Genomic DNA, 19,590 nt, shown 5'->3' on the forward strand with positions numbered 1-19,590 from the left:
CCCTTATACGGCCATCAAATCCGCTTCTTTCTGCTTGGTGGCGGTTTCGATATCAGCCACCGCCTTGTCGGTCAGCTTCTGCACGTCATCAGCGGCACGACGCTCTTCGTCTTCGCTGATTTCCTTTTCCTTGACCAGGTCTTTCAACTGGCTCAGCGCATCGCGACGGATATTGCGCACGGCAATCCGCGCGTCTTCCGCTGCGTCACGCGCCTGCTTGGCGAAAACCTTACGGGTTTCTTCGGTCAGGGCAGGCATGGAAATCAACAGCAATTCGCCCAGGTTGGTCGGATTGAGGTTCAGGCCGGCGCTCTGGATCGCCTTGTCGACAGCCGCCAGCATGTTGCGCTCGAAAGCCACGACTTGCAGGGTGCGGGAGTCTTTTACAGTGACGTTGGCCACTTGGCTCAGCGGGGTGTCCGAACCGTAGTAAGGCACCATCACGCTACCCAGGATGCTCGGGTGCGCCTTGCCGGTACGGATCTGACCAAATGCATGGGCCAGGGACTCCAGGGATTTTTTCATGCGCTCTTGAGCGTCTTTCTTGATCTCGTTGATCATTGTTGGCCTTCCTCGATCAGGGTTCCTTCGGCGCCACCATGCACAATATTGAGCAGGGCGCCGGGCTTGTTCATGTTAAATACACGCAACGGCATTTTGTGGTCGCGGCACAGGCAGATGGCTGTCAGGTCCATGACACCCAGCTTGCGATCCAGCACTTCATCGTAAGTCAGATGATCGAACTTCTCGGCATGCGGGTCTTTGAACGGATCTGCAGTGTAAACACCATCGACCTTGGTTGCCTTGAGCACTACGTCGGCATCGATCTCGATCGCGCGCAGGCACGCAGCGGAGTCGGTGGTAAAGAACGGGTTGCCGGTACCGGCAGCGAAAATCACCACTTCCTTGGAGTTCAGGTGGCGCATGGCTTTGCGGCGATCATAGTGATCGGTCACACCCACCATGGAAATAGCCGACATGACGATGGCCGAGATATTCGCACGTTCCAGCGCATCACGCATGGCCAGGGCGTTCATCACAGTGGCCAGCATGCCCATGTGGTCGCCCGTGACACGATCCATGCCCGCTGCACTCAGCGCTGCGCCACGGAACAGGTTGCCGCCGCCAATCACCAGACCGACCTGAACGCCGATGCCGACCAGTTGGCCAACCTCCAGCGCCATGCGATCCAGGACTTTGGGGTCGATCCCGAACTCTTCCGAGCCCATCAGGGCCTCGCCGCTAAGCTTGAGTAGAATGCGTTTATAGCGAGCTTGATAACCACTGCCCTGCTGAGCCATTGCGAATCTCTCCTGCGGCGTATTTTAAAAATTCTCTGCAAGCTGTTTGCAGCCTGCGCTTACTCTAGCTTGACGCTGTCACAGCGCCATCAGAACACGGCTTTGTAAGCCAGTTCCGGAGGCAGCCAACTAAAATTGGCCTCCCCATTTGAAAAGAGGCTGCGCGCGTGAGCGGGCAGCCTCTTCAGGGCGACAGTTGAAAACTGTCTTATTGCTTGCTGGCAGCCAGCTGGGCAGCAACTTCTTCAGCGAAGTTGTCGACCGGCTTCTCGATGCCTTCGCCTACCTGGAAGCGAGTGAAGGAAACGATTTCAGCGCCGCCTTGCTTGGCCAGAGTACCGATGGTCACTTCTGGATTCTTGACGAAAGGCTGCTCAACCAGGCTGGCTTCAGCCAGGAACTTGCTGATACGGCCAGCAATCATCTTCTCGACGATTTCAGCAGGCTTGCCCTTCATCTTGTCTTCGTTGAGGCTCAGGAACACGGCTTTTTCGCGTTCGATGGCTTCAGCGGAAACTTGCGAAGGCAGCAGGAACTCAGGGTTGCTGGCTGCTACGTGCATGGCGATGTCTTTAGCCAGTTCAACGTTGCCGCCTTTGAGGGCAACCACAACGCCGATCTTGTTGCCGTGCAGGTACGAACCCAGCACGTCAGCTTCAACGCGAGCCAGACGACGGATGTTGACGTTCTCGCCTACTTTGCCAACCAGCGCTTCACGAGCCGGCTCTTGAGCAGCGATCAACGGAGCAACGTCGGTCAGCTTGTCAGCGAACGCTTTTTCAACGCTGGCAGCAACGAAGTTTTTGAAGTCTTCTTGCAGAGCCAGGAAGTCGGTTTGCGAGTTGACTTCGATGATCACGGCAGCTTTGCCGTCTTCTTTGATGGCGATCGCGCCTTCAGCAGCTACGTTGCCTGCTTTCTTGGCTGCTTTGATCGCGCCCGAAGCACGCATGTCATCAATGGCTTTCTCGATGTCGCCGCCAGCCTTGGTCAAGGCCTTTTTGCAGTCCATCATGCCTTCGCCAGTACGCTCACGCAGTTCTTTAACCAACGCTGCAGTAATCTCTGCCATTTTCAAATTCCTCTTGGATAGGTTTTCAACCATTCCACCCGACCGAACGGGCGATCAAATCTTGAGCTCTGCCTCGAATACACTTGATAGCCGCATCGCGTTACAAAACAGCAAATACGCACACAACAAATGATTTCCGAGTTGGCAAAAAGGGGGCCAAGCCCCCTTTTTGCTTACTGAGTCAACGCCAAGGCGTCAATTACTCAGCTGCAGCTACCGGAGCTTCTTCGACGAACTGCTCGGTGCCGCCAGCAACGTGGTTGCGACCCTTGATAACAGCGTCAGCCATCGCACCCATGTACAGCTGGATAGCGCGGATTGCGTCATCGTTGCCTGGGATGATGTAGTCAACGCCTTCCGGGCTGCTGTTGGTATCGACTACGCCGATGACCGGGATGCCCAGCTTGTTGGCTTCGGTGATCGCGATGCGCTCGTGATCAACGTCGATAACGAACAGTGCGTCTGGCAGACCGCCCATGTCCTTGATACCACCCAGGCTACGATCCAGCTTTTCCAGATCGCGAGTGCGCATCAGCGCCTCTTTCTTGGTCAGCTTGGCGAAGGTGCCGTCTTCGGCTTGCACTTCAAGGTCACGCAGACGCTTGATGGAAGCACGGATGGTTTTGAAGTTGGTCAGCATGCCGCCCAACCAGCGGTGATCGACGTACGGCGAACCGCAACGTGCTGCTTCTTCAGCAACGATCTTGCCAGCGGAACGCTTGGTGCCGACGAACAGAATCTTGTTTTTGCCCTGGGCCAGGCGCTCTACGAAAGTCAGAGCTTCGTTGAACATTGGCAGGGTTTTTTCAAGGTTGATGATGTGAATCTTGTTACGCGCGCCGAAAATGTACTTACCCATTTTCGGGTTCCAGTAACGGGTTTGGTGACCGAAGTGCACACCGGCCTTCAGCATATCGCGCATGTTGACTTGGGACATGATAGTTCCTTAATAAGTCGGGTTTGGCCTCCACGTATCCCAATGACCAACCAGCAGCATGAAAGCTTCCGGCACCCAGGTCATCGTGTCGACACGTGTGTGGATTTAAGCTTTTCAGGGTATCCCCGGAAAGCGGCGCATTTTATACCACAGGAAGGGTAAAAACGGAACCAGGATTGTGCATTGCGCTGTGGGGCTTTTTTACCAGGCCCTTGGAATCGGGCCAGAATGCTCCATTCTATAGAGAGAAGCGGCGTCAGAGGGTCAGATTTGCCTTGGCCGTCTGTTAGAATCGCACCTTTGCGGCTTTTGAAAACGTCGCGAGCCCACCCAGGCTTTGCCTTCAATGCTGCCGTTTTCAAGCCATTCCGTGTTTATAGCGCCACCGAGCGTCGAGAGAGCCTGTATGACCGTCACCCTCAAAACCCCCGAGGACATCGCCAAAATGCGTGTCGCTGGCAAACTGGCCGCCGACGTGCTGGAAATGATTGCCGAGCATGTCAAACCCGGTATCACCACCGAAGAGCTGGACCGCATCTGCCACGACTACATCGTCAACGTGCAGCAGGCAATTCCTGCGCCGCTGAACTACAAGGGCTTTCCCAAGTCGATCTGCACCTCGATCAATCACGTGGTCTGCCACGGCATCCCGAACGAGAAGCCGCTCAAAGACGGCGACACCCTGAACATCGACGTCACCGTGATCAAGGATGGCTACCACGGCGACACCAGCCGCATGTTCCACGTCGGCAAAGTGCCGGTCTGGGCCGAACGCCTGTCGCAGATCACCCAGGAATGCATGTACAAGGCCATCGAGCTGGTCAAGCCAGGCTGCCGCCTGGGCGATATCGGCGAAGTGATCCAGAAACACGCGGAAAAGAACGGCTTCTCGGTGGTTCGCGAATTCTGCGGCCACGGCATTGGCAAGGTATTCCACGAAGAGCCGCAGATCCTGCACTACGGCCGCGCGGGCACCGGCATGGAACTCAAGGCCGGCATGACCTTCACCATCGAGCCGATGATCAACCAGGGCAAAGCCGACACCAAGGTCCTGGGCGACGGCTGGACCGCCATCACCAAGGACCGCAAGCTGTCCGCGCAGTGGGAACACACCCTGCTGGTGACCGAGACCGGCTACGAGATCTTCACCTTGCGCAGCGACGACACCATTCCCCGCGTTTCGGCCTGATTCCCTACGCCGGGTTGTTGCCCTTATAGAAAGAAAGGAAAGCCAATCGATGCCGCAGGTGGATCCCGAGTTGTTCGACCGCGGCCAGTTCCAGGCTGAACTGGCCCTGAAGGCAAGCCCCATCGCGGCCTTCAAGAAAGCCATCCGTCAGGCACGGGAAGTGCTCGACACACGCTTTCGCAACGGACGGGATATCCGCCGGCTCATCGAGGACCGCGCCTGGTTCGTCGATAACATCCTGCAAAAGGCCTGGGACCAGTTCAGTTGGAGCGAAGACGCCGACATCGCCCTGGTGGCGGTCGGCGGCTACGGCCGGGGTGAGTTGCACCCCTACTCCGACATCGACCTGCTGATTCTGCTCGACAGCGCCGATCATGAGATTTTCCGCGACTCCATCGAGCGTTTCCTGACCCTGCTCTGGGACATCGGCCTGGAAGTCGGGCAAAGCGTACGTTCGGTGGACGAATGCGCCCAGGAGGCGCGGGCCGACCTCACGGTGATCACCAACCTGATGGAAAGCCGCACCATCGCCGGCCCCGAACACCTGCGCCAGCGCATGCTGGAAGTCACCAGCACCGAACACATGTGGCCGAGCAAGGATTTCTTCCTGGCCAAGCGTGCCGAGCAAAAGGCCCGGCATCACAAGTACAACGACACCGAATACAACCTGGAACCCAACGTCAAAGGCTCCCCCGGCGGCCTGCGCGATATCCAGACCATTCTCTGGGTCGCCCGCCGCCAGTACGGCACGCTGAACCTGCGGGCCCTGGCGGGTGAAGGGTTCCTGGTGGAGAGCGAAAACGCGCTGCTGGCGTCGTCCCAGGAATTCCTGTGGAAGGTGCGCTACGCCCTGCACATGCTGGCTGGACGCTCGGAAGACCGCTTGCTGTTCGATCACCAGCGCTCGATTGCCAAGCTGCTGGGGTTCGAAGGCGATGACGCCAAGCAAGCCATCGAAAGCTTCATGCAGCAGTACTACCGGGTGGTGATGAGCATCGCCCAGCTCAGTGACCTGATCATCCAGCACTTCGAGGAGGTGATCCTCGCCCCCGAAGACGAAGCACCGCCGCAGCCGATCAACTCGCGTTTCCAGCTGCACGACGGGTACATCGAGGCGATCAACGACAACGTGTTCCGCCGCACGCCGTTCGCCATGCTGGAAATCTTCGTGCTGATGGCCCAGCACCCGGAAATCAAGGGCGTACGGGCCGACACCATTCGCCTTTTGCGCGAACATCGGCACCTGATCGACGACGAGTTCCGCAACGACATCCGCAACACCAGCCTGTTTATCGAACTATTCAAATGCGAATTCGGCATCCATCGCAACCTGCGGCGGATGAACCGCTACGGCATTCTCGGGCGCTACCTGCCGGAGTTCGGCTTTATCGTCGGGCAGATGCAGCACGACCTGTTCCACATTTATACCGTCGATGCCCACACCCTGAATCTGATCAAGCACCTGCGCAAACTGCAGTACACCCAGGTCTCGGAAAAATTTCCGCTGGCCAGCAAGCTCATGGGCAAGCTGCCCAAGCCCGAGCTGATCTACCTCGCCGGCCTGTACCACGACATCGGCAAGGGCCGGCATGGCGATCACTCGGAAATCGGCGCAGTGGATGCCGAAGCCTTTTGCCAACGTCACCAGTTGCCGGTGTGGGACAGCCGCCTGATCGTGTGGCTGGTGCAGAACCACTTGGTGATGTCGACCACCGCCCAGCGCAAGGATTTGTCCGACCCGCAAGTGATCCACGACTTTGCCCAGACCGTGGTCGACCAGACGCACCTCGACTACCTGTACGTCTTGACCGTCGCCGACATCAACGCCACCAACCCGACCCTGTGGAACTCGTGGCGTGCCAGCCTGTTGCGCCAGCTGTACACCGAGACCAAGCGCGCCCTGCGCCGCGGCCTGGAAAACCCGGTGGATCGCGAAGAGCAGATCCGCCAGACCCAGAGCGCCGCCCTGGACATCCTGGTGCGCAGCGGCACCGATCCGGACGACGTCGAGCAGCTTTGGTCGCAACTGGGGGATGACTACTTCCTGCGCCACACCGCTGGCGACGTGGCCTGGCACAGCGATGCCATCCTGCAGCAACCCGCCGACGGCGGCCCGCTGGTGCTGATCAAGGAAACCACCCAGCGCGAATTCGAGGGTGGCACCCAGATTTTCATCTACGCCCCCGACCAACACGACTTCTTCGCCGTGACCGTGGCCGCGATGGATCAGCTCAACCTGAACATTCACGACGCCCGAATCATCACCTCCAGCAGCCAGTTCACCCTCGACACCTACATCGTGCTCGACAACGACGGCGGCTCGATCGGCGATAACCCGCAACGCATCAAACAGATCCGCGACGGCCTGACCGACGCCCTACGCAACCCGGATGACTACCCGACCATCATCCAGCGCCGGGTTCCGCGCCAGCTCAAGCACTTTGCCTTTGCGCCCCAGGTGACCATTCACAACGACGCCCAGCGTCCGGTGACCGTGCTCGAACTGAGCGCCCCCGACCGCCCCGGCCTGCTGGCACGGATCGGCAAGATTTTCCTCGAGTTCGATCTGTCGCTGCAAAACGCCAAGATCGCCACCCTGGGCGAGCGCGTGGAAGACGTTTTCTTCATTACCGACGCGCACAACCAGCAATTGTCCGACCCGCAACTGTGCAGCCGCCTGCAGGACGCCATCGTCGAGCAGTTGAGTGTCAGCCAGGAACCGAATATTGAATTGTCGCGCCTGAGCATCTAACCGCGCGCCACGACCCGCCGCATTGAGTGAGATACCGCACCGATGAACAACGCTCTAAACCAGTTGCAGCCCTACCCGTTCGAGAAACTGCGCGCCCTGCTCGGCAGCGTGACACCCAATGCCGACAAGCGGCCGATCGCGCTGTCCATCGGCGAGCCGAAGCACCGCTCGCCAAGCTTTGTCGCCGAAGCCCTGGCCAACAACCTGGACCAGATGGCGGTCTACCCGACCACCCTCGGCATCCCCGCCCTGCGTGAAGCCATCGCCGGCTGGTGCGAGCGACGCTTTGGCGTGCCCGGCGGCTGGCTGAATCCAGCGCGCAACGTGCTGCCGGTCAACGGCACCCGCGAAGCGCTGTTCGCCTTCACCCAGACCGTGGTCAACCGTGGCGACGATGCGCTGGTGGTCAGCCCGAACCCGTTCTATCAGATTTATGAAGGCGCAGCCTTTCTCGCCGGCGCCAAGCCCCATTACCTGCCGTGCCTCGACGAAAATGGCTTCAACCCGGATTTCGACGCGGTTTCGGCCGACATCTGGCAGCGCTGCCAGATCCTGTTCCTGTGCTCGCCGGGCAACCCGACCGGGGCCCTGATCCCGCTGGACACCCTGAAGAAACTGATCGCCCTGGCCGATGAGCACGACTTCGTGATCGCCGCCGACGAGTGCTACAGCGAGCTCTACTTCGACGAACAGACCCCGCCGCCGGGCCTGCTCAGCGCCTGCGTCGAACTGGGCCGCAAGGACTTCAAGCGGTGTGTGGTGTTCCACAGCCTGTCCAAACGCTCCAACCTGCCGGGCCTGCGCTCCGGTTTCGTCGCCGGCGATGCCGAGATCCTCAAGGGCTTTTTGCTGTATCGCACCTACCACGGTTGCGCCATGCCGGTTCAAACCCAACTGGCCAGCGTCGCGGCCTGGAACGATGAAGTGCATGTGCGGGCCAACCGCGCGCTGTATCGCGAGAAGTTCGATGCCGTGCTGGAAATCCTCGCGCCGGTGCTCGACGTGCAGCGCCCCGACGGCAGCTTCTACCTGTGGCCGAGCGTGGCCGGTGACGACGCAGCCTTCTGCCGCGACCTGTTCGCCGAAGAACACGTGACCGTGGTTCCGGGCTCGTACCTGTCGCGAGAAGTGGACGGCACCAACCCGGGCGCCGGGCGCGTGCGCATGGCCCTGGTGGCGCCATTGGCCGAATGCGTGGAAGCCGCCGAGCGGATTCGCGACTTCGTGCTGCGTCGCCGCGGCTGACACCTCGCCCGACTGGCACCTGCACTTATCCCCCGCAGGCGCCAGTTGGCATCAGCCGATCACTTGACTGGACCCAGATTCGCTTCGCTCAAATCCAGTTCGCCCAGCACTTCGCGCAATACATCGTCGCCAATCTGGTGATGCCGGCTGAGCCGGTACAGTTCCAGGCGTTGCGCGCGCAGGGCTTTCAGACGCAGGCGCCGCTCCAGTTGGTCCATCTGGAAGGCCAGGGCCTGAGCCTCGGCGGAATCGTTGAAGACCTCCAGTTGATGGCGGTATTCCGACATCAGGCGCGCCTTGAGTTCGGTGGCCAGGGCGGCCTGGGCCGCGTCCGGCTCATCGCTGGTTTCCACCAATTCCTCGGCCTCCAGGGCATGAATCGCCGCCTCGGCCGTCTTGCGCCAGGCATCACGCACCTCGCCACGCCGCTTGTCATCCGGGCTCTGCTGGATACCGCGCAACAGCAATGGCAGGGCGATGCAGGCCGCCACCAATGACAACAGAATCACGCCGGCGGCAATGAAGATCAGCAGATCGCGCTCGGGGAACGCCTCCTCGGCCCCCAGCATCAGGGGCACCGACATCACGCCCGCCAGGGTCACCGCACCGCGCACCCCACCCACCGTCAACAGCCAGCAGGAACGGGCGGTCGGCACCAGGGTCAATTCACCCTTGCCGCGCCAACGGCGCAGCCAGCCCGACAGGCGCCAGATGCTTTGCACCCAGACAAAACGCAGCACCAGCAACACCAGGAAGATCGCCAGCACGTCCAGGCAACGGTAGAACAAGGTCGGCCAGAGCGAGGTTTCGTGGCTGGCCACGGCCTTGATGATGTCCGGCAACTGCAAGCCCAGCAGCAGGAAGATCAAGCCGTTGAAGGCGAACTCGAGCAATGACCAGACGCTGCGGTTGAGCAGCCGGGTACTGGTCTGACGCGGCAGCAGGTCGAGCCAGCTCTGCATCATCCCCGCCGCCACCGCCGACAGGATCCCCGATGCGCCCAGGCGCTCGGCCAATACATAAGCGGCGAATGGCAGCAGCAACATGAACACCACGTGGGTGGCCGGATCATCCCAGCCCCGGGCGATCATCCACGCCCGCAGGCGCCCGACCAGCCAGCTCAGGGCCACGCCTATGGCCAGGCCGCCGAGCGCCACCAGGACAAAGGTCAGGCTGGCATTGGTCAGGGAAAACACCCCGGTGACCGCCGCCGCCAAGGCGAACTTGAACGTCACCAGGCCCGAGGCATCGTTCATCAGCGCCTCGCCCTGCAGCATGTGCATCAAGGGCCGAGGCAAGCGGTTCTGGGCGATCGCCGAGACCGCCACGGCGTCGGTTGGCGAGAGCACCGCCGCCAGTGCGAAAGCGACCGGCAACGGAATGGTCGGCAGCAGCCAGTGAATAAAGTAGCCAGCGCCGACCACGGTAAACAGCACCAGGCCCACCGCCAGGGTCAGGATAGGCCCGCGCAACTGCCAGAACTCGCGCTTGGGCATGCGCCAGCCATCGGAGAACAGCAGCGGCGGCAGGAACAGAAAGAGGAATAGCTCCGGGTCCAGCGCCACATGCAGTCCAAGGGTCGGCCAGGCCAGCAAGGCACCGGCGGCAATCTGTACCAGGGGCAGCGGCACCGGAATCATCCGCCCGACCAGTCGTGAAACACTCACCAACATCAGCAGAATGAGTACGGTGTAGGCGGTTTGCATAAAGCGAAAATTCTCCATCTAAACCAGGCAAAAGCGCATGCAGCTACGGCAACAGTCACCCGTAGAAGTGCCATATTAGCCGCTTAGACTGATCCCGACCGCTGCACAAAGGTCGCAATCACCCCATTCGCGCAATACATTGCGACAAAGCCGGCCGCTGGGCGACGCCGAAGTCGCGCGGCCATGGCATAATCCGTGACCTTTAATTTTCGGCACCTGCAAAGGGGGCAATTCCTTGACCGTTTCAAGCAAAACGTTGCACCTTTTCGGCATCAAAGCCTGCGACACCATGAAAAAGGCGCGCACCTGGCTCGATGAACACGCTGTCAGCTATGACTTTCACGATTACAAAACCGCCGGCATCGACCGCGAACACTTGACCCAGTGGTGCAATGAGCACGGCTGGCAGGTGGTGTTGAACCGTGCAGGCACGACCTTTCGCAAACTCGAAGACGAACGCAAAGCCGATCTCGACCAGGCGAAAGCTATCGAACTGATGCTCGCACAACCCTCGATGATCAAGCGCCCGGTGCTCGATCTCGGTGACCGAACCCTGATTGGCTTCAAGCCAGATATTTATTCGGCGGCCCTCAAGTAGGCCTGCCCATTCATTTTTTGTAGAGGTAACAACATGTCCAATTCCCTGTTCAGCCTGGGCTTCGGCGTCGGCACTCAGAACCGCCAAGGTGCCTGGCTGGAAGTGTTCTACGCGCAGCCACTGCTCAACCCATCTGCCGAAATCATCGCGGCCATCGCCCCGGTACTGGGTTACACCGAAGGCAACCAGGCCATCACCTTCACCGTGGCCCAGGCCTCGCAACTGGCCGACGCACTGAAAAATGTCGATGCCGCCCAGGCTGCCCTGCTGACCCGCCTGGCCGAAAGCCACAAGCCGCTGGTCGCCACCCTGCTGGCCGAAGACGCCGCGCTGACCTCCACTCCCGAGGCCTACCTCAAGCTGCACCTGCTGTCCCATCGCCTGGTCAAGCCCCACGGCCTGAGCCTGGCGGGCGTGTTCCCGCAGCTGCCGAACGTGGCCTGGACCAGCCAGGGCGCGATCGACATCAGCGAGCTGGCCGAGCGTCAACTGGAAGCCCGCCTGCGTGGCGACCTGCTGGAAGTGTTCTCGGTGGACAAGTTCCCGAAAATGACCGACTACGTGGTGCCGGCAGGCGTGCGTATCGCTGACAGCGCGCGTATCCGCCTGGGCGCCTACGTGGGCGAAGGCACCACCGTGATGCACGAAGGTTTCGTCAACTTCAACGCCGGCACCGAAGGCCCGGGCATGATCGAAGGCCGTGTTTCGGCTGGCGTATTCGTCGGCAAGGGCTCGGACCTGGGCGGCGGTTGCTCGACCATGGGCACCCTGTCGGGCGGCGGCAACATCGTGATCAAGGTCGGCGAAGGCTGCCTGATCGGCGCCAACGCCGGTATCGGTATCCCGTTGGGCGACCGCAACACCGTGGAATCGGGCCTGTACATCACCGCCGGGACCAAGGTTGCGCTGCTCGATGAAAACAACGCACTGGTCAAGGTGCTCAAGGCTCGCGAGCTGGCTGGCCAGCCGGACCTGTTGTTCCGTCGCAATTCGCAGACCGGCGCCGTGGAGTGCAAAACCCACAAGTCGGCCATCGAACTGAACGAAGCGCTGCACGCTCACAACTAGGATCTGTACCAAAACTCGCCGAGCAAAGATCAGGCGCGCCTGTTTTTAACGCCGCATGATCGAAGCGCAGGCAGTTGTCGTACAGAGACTAAGCAGCAACTCGCACCAGCAGCGTCCGGGCGCGTATCATCAGCGCCCGGCCTGCTTATACGAGTCCCGACCACCATGCTTGTGCCCTCCCCCTGGCGCGCCGACTTTCCGGCCATCGCCGCCCTGCAACGGCAAGACCAGACCTACCTGGACAACGCCGCCACCACGCAAAAGCCCCAAGCCCTGATTGACGCCCTGACCCATTACTACGCCAATGGCGCAGCCAATGTGCATCGCGCGCAGCACCTGCCCGGCGCCCATGCGACCCAGGCGTTCGAGGACAGCCGCAGCAAAGTGGCGCAATGGCTCAATGCCGGTGACAGCGGGCAGATCGTCTTCACCCACGGCGCGACCTCTGCGTTGAACCTCCTGGCCTACGGCCTGGAACACCAATTCAACCCGGGCGACGAGCTGGTCATCAGCGCCCTGGAGCACCACGCGAACCTGCTGCCGTGGCAGCAACTGGCGCAACGCCGCGGCCTGGAGCTGGTGGTCTTGCCCCTGGACACTGCCGGCCTGATCGATCTCGAGGCCGCCGCGCAGTTGATCGGCCCGCGCACCCGTTTGCTGGCCGTCAGCCAACTGTCGAACGTGCTCGGCGCCTGGCAGCCGCTGCCGCAATTGCTGGCCATGGCCAAGGCGCGGCAGGCGCTGACCGTGATCGATGGCGCCCAGGGCGTGGTCCATGGTCGGCATGACGTGCAGGCACTGGGCTGCGACTTTTATGTATTTTCCAGCCATAAGCTCTATGGGCCGGACGGCCTTGGGGTGCTGTACGGGCGCAACGAGGCGCTGCAAGGCCTGCGTCACTGGCAGTTCGGTGGCGAAATGGTGCAGGACGCTGAGTACCAGCACGCGACCTTCCGCCCTGCGCCCCTGGGTTATGAGGCGGGGACACCGCCCATCGCCAGCGTGATCGGCCTGGGCGCGACCCTGGACTACCTGGCCGGCCTCGACCAGGACGCGGTCGCCGCCCATGAAGCCGCGCTGCACGACTACCTGCTGCACGGCCTGCAGGCGCGCAAAGGCATCCGCCTGCTGGGCGCACCGCACTTGGCGCTGGCCAGTTTTGTGGTCGACGGCGTGCATAACGCCGACCTGGCGCACTTGCTCACCGAACAGGGCATCGCCGTACGCGCCGGGCATCACTGCGCCATGCCCCTGCTCAAAAGCTTCGGCCTCGCGGGGGCGATCCGGGTGTCGCTGGCGCTGTATAACGATTCCGCCGATCTGGAGCGCTTCTTCGAAGCCCTGGACCAGGCGCTGGAGATGTTGCGATGAGCCTGCCGGACGAGGCGCTGCTGGCGTTGCAGACCTTTCAACAGGCCACCGGCTGGGAGCAGCGCGCGCGCCTGCTGATGCAATGGGGTGATCGCCTGCCGGCCCTGGACGACGCCGACAAGGTCGAGGCCAACCGGGTGCATGGCTGTGAAAGCCAGGTCTGGTTGCTGGGCGCGGTGCATGCAGGGCATTGGCAGTTTGCCGCCAGCAGCGACGCACGCCTGATTCGCGGGTTGGTCGCGTTGTTGCTGGCGCGGGTCAATGGCTTGTCGACCCAGGAGCTGCAAGAGGTGGACCTGCCCGACTGGTTCAACCAACTGGGCCTGTCGCGCCAGCTCTCCCCCTCCCGCAGCAACGGCCTCAACGCCGTGCTGCAACGCATGCGCGAACTGGCCCTGTAGCCGCTGCCGCAGGCTGCGCTGGCCGGTATGGCCTGTGGGCTGGGGCTGTGCCTGTGGGCGGTCAACTTGTTGCGGTATTGAAGGCCAGCGCAGCCTGGCGGCGGCTACGGGGTTACGCGGGTTTGACGCGCTCTGCGGGGCGGCGTACGCCGGCAACGAGCTTATCCACAGCCTTGGTGGCGGCGACCATGCCGAAAGTGGCGGTGACCATCATCACTGCACCGAAACCACCGGCGCAGTCGAGCTTGACCCCATCGCCGACAAAGCTCTTCTGCAGGCAGATGCTGCCATCGGGCTTCGGATAGCGCAGCTGCTCGGTGGAGAACACGCAGGGCACGCTGTAGTGGCGGGTCACGGTGCGTGAAAAACCGTAGTCCCGACGTAAGGTGGAGCGCACTTTGGAGGCCAGCGGGTCATTGAAGGTGCGGTTCAAGTCGCAGACCTGGATCAGCGTCGGGTCGATCTGCCCGCCCGCGCCACCGGTGGTGATGATCTGGATCTTGCGGCGTTTGCACCAAGCAATCAGCGCCGCCTTGGCGTTCACGCTGTCGATGCAGTCGATCACGCAGTCAATGTTGGGGGTGATGTACTCGGCCATGGTCTCGCGGGTGACGAAATCCGCCACCGGGTGCACGTTGCAGTCCGGGTTGATCCCGCGCAAACGCTCGGCCATGACCTCGACCTTGGGTTTGCCCACGGTGCTGTCCAGGGCATGCAACTGGCGGTTGCTGTTGCTGACGCAGACGTCGTCCAGGTCAAACAGCGAAATTTCGCCCACCCCGCAACGGGCAATGGCCTCGGCCGCCCAGGAGCCGACCCCGCCCACCCCGACGATCGCCACATGGGCCGCGCGCAAGCGTGCCAGGCCCTCGATGCCATATAAACGGGCGACGCCAGCAAACCGTGGATCTTCTGTGCTCATGACCATTACCTGAAAAACCGGCGCGCATTATAGGGCTTCGCAGCGACAAGTTTTAAGTTGCCAGCTACAAGTTAAGAACTTAAGAGCAAATACAGTGCCCAAGGTCTGGCTTTTCTTTGTGCGCTGTACGCTCAATTGAGGGCCGGTGTAGGATGCCCACCGTTTGGCGCCTGCCAACCCTTCCCTCGTTCCACACCTTTTGGAACCCGAAATAGCTATGTCATCGCGTAAATTTGGACTCAATCTGGTGGTGGTGCTGGCAATTGCTGCGCTCTTCACCGGTTTCTGGGCGCTGATCAATCGCCCGGTCACGGCCCCCAACTGGCCTGAACAGATCTCCGGTTTTTCCTACTCGCCTTTCCAGCAAGGCCAGTTCCCACAGAAAGACCAGTTCCCGTCCGACGACGAAATGCGTCGCGACCTGGAAATCATGAGCAAGCTGACCGACAACATCCGTACCTACTCGGTCGACGGCACCCTGCAGGACATCCCCAAGCTGGCTGAAGAGTTCGGCCTGCGCGTGACCCTCGGGATCTGGATCAGCCCGGACCAGGAGCGCAACGAACGGGAAATCACCCGCGCCATCGAACTGGCCAACAGCTCGCGCAGCGTAGTGCGGGTGGTGGTGGGTAACGAGGCGATCTTCCGCAAGGAAATCACCGCCGAAGAACTGAGCGTGATCCTGGATCGGGTCCGCGCGGCTGTGAAGGTCCCGGTGACCACCTCCGAGCAATGGCACGTATGGGAAGAGAACCCGAGCCTGGCCAAGCACGTCGACCTGATTGCCGCTCACGTCCTGCCCTACTGGGAATTCGTGCCGGTGGATCAGGCCGGCCAGTTCGTGCTCGACCGTGCCCGCGACCTGAAAAAAATGTTCCCGAAAAAGCCGCTGCTGCTGTCCGAAGTCGGCTGGCCGAGCAACGGCCGCATGCGTGGCGGTGCTGATGCCAGCCCGGCGGATCAGGCGATCTACCTGCGCACCCTGGTCAACAAGCTCAACCGCCAGGGTTACAACTATTTCGTGATCGAAGCCTTCGACCAGCCGTGGAAGGCCAGCGACGAAGGTTCGGTGGGCGCCTACTGGGGCGTGTTCAACGCTGCGCGCCAGCAGAAATTCAACTTTGAAGGCCCGGTGGTGGCCATTCCGCAATGGCGCGTGCTGGCCATCGGCTCGGTGGTGCTGGCGCTGCTGTCCCTGACCCTGCTGATGATCGACGGCTCGGCCCTGCGCCAGCGCGGTCGGACCTTCCTGACCTTTATCGCCTTCCTCTGCGGTTCGGTGCTGGTGTGGATCGGCTACGACTACAGCCAGCAATACAGCACCTGGTTCAGCCTGACGGTGGGCTTCCTGCTCGCCCTCGGTGCCCTCGGGGTGTTTATCGTGCTGCTGACCGAGGCCCATGAACTGGCCGAAGCGGTCTGGACCCACAAGCGGCGACGTGAATTCCTGCCAGTGGTGGGCGATTCCGACTACCGGCCGAAGGTCTCGATCCACGTGCCCTGCTACAACGAGCCGCCGGAGATGGTCAAACAGACCCTCGACGCCCTGGCCGCCCTCGACTATCCGGACTACGAAGTTCTGATCATCGACAACAACACCAAGGACCCCGCGGTCTGGGAGCCGGTGCAAGCCTACTGCGAGACCCTGGGCCCGCGCTTCAAGTTCTTCCACGTCGCGCCCCTGGCCGGTTTCAAGGGCGGTGCGCTGAACTACCTGATCCCGCACACCGCCAAGGACGCCGAAGTGATTGCGGTGATCGACTCCGACTACTGCGTCGATCCGAACTGGCTCAAGCACATGGTGCCGCACTTCGCCGACCCGAAAATCGCCGTGGTGCAGTCGCCACAGGATTATCGCGACCAGAACGAAAGCACCTTCAAGAAGCTCTGCTACGCCGAGTACAAGGGCTTCTTCCATATCGGCATGGTCACCCGCAACGACCGTGACGCGATCATCCAGCACGGCACCATGACCATGACCCGGCGCTCGGTGCTCGAAGAGCTGGGCTGGGCCGACTGGTGCATCTGCGAAGACGCCGAACTGGGCCTGCGGGTGTTCGAAAAAGGCCTGTCGGCCGCGTATTACCACACCAGCTACGGCAAGGGCCTGATGCCCGATACCTTTATCGACTTCAAGAAACAGCGTTTCCGCTGGGCCTATGGGGCGATTCAGATCATCAAGCGGCACACCGCGAGCCTGTTGCGCGGCAAGGACACCGAGCTGACCCGTGGCCAGCGCTACCACTTCCTCGCGGGCTGGTTGCCGTGGGTGGCGGACGGCATGAACATCTTCTTCACCGTCGGCGCCCTGCTGTGGTCGGCGGCGATGATCATCGTGCCGCAACGGGTCGATCCGCCGCTGCTGATCTTCGCGATCCCGCCTTTGGCGTTGTTCGTGTTCAAGGTCGGCAAGATCATTTTCCTCTACCGTCGCGCGGTAGGGGTCAACCTCAAGGATGCGTTCTGCGCGGCCCTGGCGGGCCTGGCGTTGTCCCACACCATCGCCAAGGCGGTGCTGTACGGCTTCTTCACCAGCAGCATTCCGTTCTTCCGCACCCCGAAGAATGCCGACAACCACGGCTTCTGGGTGGCGATCTCGGAAGCTCGGGAAGAGGTATTCATCATGCTCCTGCTGTGGGGCGCGGCGCTGGGGATCTTCCTGGTGCAGGGCCTGCCGAGCAACGACATGCGCTTCTGGGTGACCATGCTGCTGGTGCAGTCGCTGCCGTATCTGGCCGCGCTGATCATGGCGTTCCTGTCTTCGCTGCCTAAACCGGCGGTGGAAACAGAGGCGGCACCGGCGGTCTAAATCCGCAGCAACGACTAAACGGCGGCCTCTGGCCGCCGTTTTGCTTTAAGATATCCGCCATTTTGCGCGCCCCCCATTACCTGTAGGAGCTGGCTTGCCAGCGATCAACACCACGCGGTGTCCCTGATAAACCGCCACCGCCGGCCAACCGGCCCCTACATAACGCCTTGCACCGGAGTTTTCCCATGACGGCCCCCGCCGAGCTTTCGCCGACCCTGCAACTCGCCTGTGACCTGATCCGTCGTCCGTCGGTGACCCCGATCGATGCCGACTGCCAGAAGCTGATGATGCAGCGCCTGGGTGATGCCGGTTTTGCGCTCGAGCCGATGCGCATCGAGGATGTGGATAACTTCTGGGCCACCCATGGCAAGCATCCCGGCCCGGTCCTGTGCTTTGCCGGTCACACCGACGTGGTGCCCACCGGCCCGGTCCAGGCCTGGCAGAACGACCCGTTCCAGGCGCTGATCGACGAACACGGCATGCTCTGCGGGCGTGGCGCGGCCGACATGAAAGGCAGCCTGGCGGCGATGCTGGTAGCCGCCGAGCGTTTCGTCGGCGACTACCCGGACCACAAGGGCTCTGTGGCGTTCTTGATCACCAGCGACGAAGAAGGCCCGGCCCATCACGGCACCAAGGCTGTGGTCGAACGCCTGGCCGCGCGCAAGGAGCGCCTGGACTGGTGCATCGTCGGCGAGCCGTCGAGCACCAGCCTGGTCGGTGATGTGGTCAAGAACGGCCGGCGCGGCTCCCTCGGCGCCACGCTCACCGTGCGCGGCGTGCAGGGCCACGTGGCCTACCCGCATCTGGCCAAGAACCCGATCCACCTCGCCGCCCCGGCCCTGGCCGAACTGGCCGCCGAGCACTGGGACAACGGCAACAGCTTCTTCCCGCCGACCAGCTTCCAGATCTCCAACCTCAATTCCGGCACCGGCGCGACCAACGTGATCCCCGGTGACCTGGTGGCGGTGTTCAACTTCCGTTTCTCCACCGAGTCGACGGTCGAGGCCCTGCAACAACGGGTCGCCGCCATCCTCGACAAACATGGCCTGGACTGGCACGTCGAATGGGCGCTGTCGGGCCTGCCGTTCCTCACCGAGCCGGGCGCGCTGCTCGACGCCGTATCGGCGAGCATCAAGCAGATCACCGGCCGCGAAACCAAGGCGTCCACCAGTGGCGGGACTTCCGACGGTCGCTTTATCGCGACCATGGGCACCCAAGTGGTCGAGTTGGGCCCGGTGAATGCCACCATCCACCAGGTCAACGAGCGGATCCTGGCCAGCGACCTCGACGTGCTGACCGAAATCTACTACCAGACCCTGATCAAGTTGCTCGCCTGATGCTCGCCTGTCCCATTTGCAGCGCACCGCTGGGCAACGTCGAGAATGGCGTGGCATGCCCGGTCGGCCACCGTTTCGACCGCGCGCGCCAGGGTTACCTCAACCTGCTGCCGGTGCAGCACAAGAACAGCCGTGACCCGGGTGACAACCAGGCCATGGTTGAAGCTCGCCGCGATTTCCTCAACGCCGGACATTACGCCCCCGTGGCCCGGCGCCTGGCGGAACTGGCCGCCGAGCGCGCCCCCCAGCGCTGGGTCGATATCGGTTGTGGCGAGGGTTACTACACCGCGCAAATCGCCGAGGCCCTGCCCGAGGCCGATGGTTATGCCCTGGATATCTCCCGCGAGGCGGTCAAGCGCGCCTGTCGACGCAACCCGCACCTGACCTGGTTGATCGCCAGCATGGCGCGCATTCCCCTGGCTGACGCCAGCTGCCAGTTTCTGGCCAGCGTGTTCAGCCCCCTGGACTGGGAAGAAGCCAAACGCCTGCTCAGCCCCGGTGGCGGCCTGATGAAAGTCGGCCCCACCAGCGGCCACCTGATGGAGCTGCGCGAACGCCTGTACGACGAAGTGCGCGAGTACACCGATGACAAGCACCTGGCCCTGGTTCCCGAGGACATGAGCCTGCAACACAGCGAAACCCTGGAGTTCACCTTGAACCTGGACCAGCCCCAGGACCGTGCCAACCTGCTGGCCATGACCCCTCATGGCTGGCGCGCCAGCGCCGAACGCCGGGCCCAGGTCATCGAGCAGGCCGAGCCGCTCAAGGTCAGCGTGTCGATGCGCTACGATTATTTCGTGCTGCAATAACCCTTTAACCCAAGGCCTTGAGCATCTGCCCGAGGCCGAATAAATCCGCGAATGGATTTTTCAGACCCGCAGT

At 61.9% G+C, this 19,590-nt stretch carries 16 protein-coding genes; 10 read left to right on the forward strand and 6 right to left on the reverse strand.

Annotated elements, in window-relative coordinates; translation table 11 throughout:
* Window positions 1–3 precede the first annotated feature (3 nt).
* The 4 genes from frr to rpsB all read right to left on the reverse strand — a co-directional run bounded on the left by frr (window position 4) and on the right by rpsB (window position 3,310).
* Window positions 4–561 (reverse strand): ribosome recycling factor, encoded by a 558-nt coding sequence (frr, locus tag AC19YX_RS19885; protein ID WP_020296620.1) that lies wholly within the window; start codon window positions 559–561, stop codon window positions 4–6.
* The gene (pyrH, locus tag AC19YX_RS19890; RefSeq protein ID WP_003189161.1) at window positions 558–1,301 is read right to left on the reverse strand and encodes a UMP kinase; all 744 of its coding nucleotides are present in this window, start codon (window positions 1,299–1,301) and stop codon (window positions 558–560) included. The genes frr and pyrH overlap by 4 nt, the downstream gene beginning before the upstream one ends.
* Before the next feature lie 208 nt (window positions 1,302–1,509).
* Window positions 1,510–2,373, reverse strand: a complete 864-nt coding sequence (tsf, locus tag AC19YX_RS19895) for a translation elongation factor Ts (RefSeq protein ID WP_020296621.1) — start codon at window positions 2,371–2,373, stop codon at window positions 1,510–1,512.
* 199 nt (window positions 2,374–2,572) lie between these two features.
* Window positions 2,573–3,310, reverse strand: a complete 738-nt coding sequence (rpsB, locus tag AC19YX_RS19900) for a 30S ribosomal protein S2 (protein WP_020296622.1) — start codon at window positions 3,308–3,310, stop codon at window positions 2,573–2,575.
* A 406-nt stretch (window positions 3,311–3,716) separates the two neighbouring features.
* Between rpsB and map the strand changes: the two genes are divergently transcribed.
* The 3 genes from map to dapC are packed head-to-tail and all read left to right on the forward strand — an operon-like array spanning window position 3,717 to window position 8,496.
* A complete protein-coding gene (gene map, locus AC19YX_RS19905; RefSeq protein ID WP_078470067.1) occupies window positions 3,717–4,499 on the forward strand; it encodes a type I methionyl aminopeptidase in 783 nt (260 codons plus the stop codon).
* 49 nt (window positions 4,500–4,548) lie between these two features.
* Window positions 4,549–7,251, forward strand: a complete 2,703-nt coding sequence (locus tag AC19YX_RS19910; protein WP_020296624.1) for a [protein-PII] uridylyltransferase — start codon at window positions 4,549–4,551, stop codon at window positions 7,249–7,251.
* A 42-nt stretch (window positions 7,252–7,293) separates the two neighbouring features.
* The gene (gene dapC, locus AC19YX_RS19915) at window positions 7,294–8,496 is read left to right on the forward strand and encodes a succinyldiaminopimelate transaminase (RefSeq protein ID WP_500606835.1); all 1,203 of its coding nucleotides are present in this window, start codon (window positions 7,294–7,296) and stop codon (window positions 8,494–8,496) included.
* 59 nt (window positions 8,497–8,555) lie between these two features.
* Here dapC and AC19YX_RS19920 read toward each other — a convergent pair whose 3' ends face one another.
* Window positions 8,556–10,202 (reverse strand): Na+/H+ antiporter, encoded by a 1,647-nt coding sequence (locus tag AC19YX_RS19920; protein WP_500606836.1) that lies wholly within the window; start codon window positions 10,200–10,202, stop codon window positions 8,556–8,558.
* A 235-nt stretch (window positions 10,203–10,437) separates the two neighbouring features.
* Here AC19YX_RS19920 and AC19YX_RS19925 point away from each other — a divergent pair, with 235 nt between their 5' ends.
* The 4 genes from AC19YX_RS19925 (at window position 10,438) to AC19YX_RS19940 (ending at window position 13,640) form a co-directional block, all read left to right on the forward strand.
* A complete protein-coding gene (locus tag AC19YX_RS19925) occupies window positions 10,438–10,800 on the forward strand; it encodes an ArsC family reductase (protein WP_043229113.1) in 363 nt (120 codons plus the stop codon).
* A gap of 33 nt (window positions 10,801–10,833) precedes the next feature.
* Window positions 10,834–11,868, forward strand: coding sequence for a 2,3,4,5-tetrahydropyridine-2,6-dicarboxylate N-succinyltransferase (dapD, locus tag AC19YX_RS19930; RefSeq protein WP_078470064.1), 1,035 nt, complete (start codon window positions 10,834–10,836; stop codon window positions 11,866–11,868).
* Window positions 11,869–12,033: 165 nt separating this feature from the next.
* Window positions 12,034–13,239, forward strand: a complete 1,206-nt coding sequence (locus tag AC19YX_RS19935) for an aminotransferase class V-fold PLP-dependent enzyme (protein ID WP_500606837.1) — start codon at window positions 12,034–12,036, stop codon at window positions 13,237–13,239.
* Window positions 13,236–13,640 (forward strand): SufE family protein, encoded by a 405-nt coding sequence (locus AC19YX_RS19940; RefSeq protein WP_500606838.1) that lies wholly within the window; start codon window positions 13,236–13,238, stop codon window positions 13,638–13,640. The genes AC19YX_RS19935 and AC19YX_RS19940 overlap by 4 nt, the downstream gene beginning before the upstream one ends.
* A gap of 112 nt (window positions 13,641–13,752) precedes the next feature.
* Here AC19YX_RS19940 and tcdA read toward each other — a convergent pair whose 3' ends face one another.
* On the reverse strand, window positions 13,753–14,562 hold the full coding sequence (gene tcdA, locus AC19YX_RS19945) for a tRNA cyclic N6-threonylcarbamoyladenosine(37) synthase TcdA (protein ID WP_421547964.1): 810 nt from the start codon (window positions 14,560–14,562) through the stop codon (window positions 13,753–13,755).
* 217 nt (window positions 14,563–14,779) lie between these two features.
* Here tcdA and AC19YX_RS19950 point away from each other — a divergent pair, with 217 nt between their 5' ends.
* The 3 genes from AC19YX_RS19950 to AC19YX_RS19960 all read left to right on the forward strand — a co-directional run bounded on the left by AC19YX_RS19950 (window position 14,780) and on the right by AC19YX_RS19960 (window position 19,517).
* Window positions 14,780–17,371 carry a glycosyltransferase gene (locus AC19YX_RS19950; protein WP_201129623.1) on the forward strand — a complete coding sequence of 864 codons (2,592 nt, stop codon included), beginning with the start codon at window positions 14,780–14,782 and terminating at the stop codon, window positions 17,369–17,371.
* Window positions 17,372–17,556: 185 nt separating this feature from the next.
* Window positions 17,557–18,708: a succinyl-diaminopimelate desuccinylase gene (gene dapE, locus AC19YX_RS19955; RefSeq protein WP_020296633.1), complete on the forward strand. Its 1,152-nt coding sequence runs from the start codon at window positions 17,557–17,559 to the stop codon at window positions 18,706–18,708.
* On the forward strand, window positions 18,708–19,517 hold the full coding sequence (locus AC19YX_RS19960; RefSeq protein WP_500606839.1) for a putative RNA methyltransferase: 810 nt from the start codon (window positions 18,708–18,710) through the stop codon (window positions 19,515–19,517). Before dapE ends, AC19YX_RS19960 begins: the two co-directional genes overlap by 1 nt.
* The last annotated feature ends 73 nt before the right edge of the window (window positions 19,518–19,590 follow it).

It is taken from the genome of Pseudomonas sp. MF09150 (assembly GCF_059862355.1).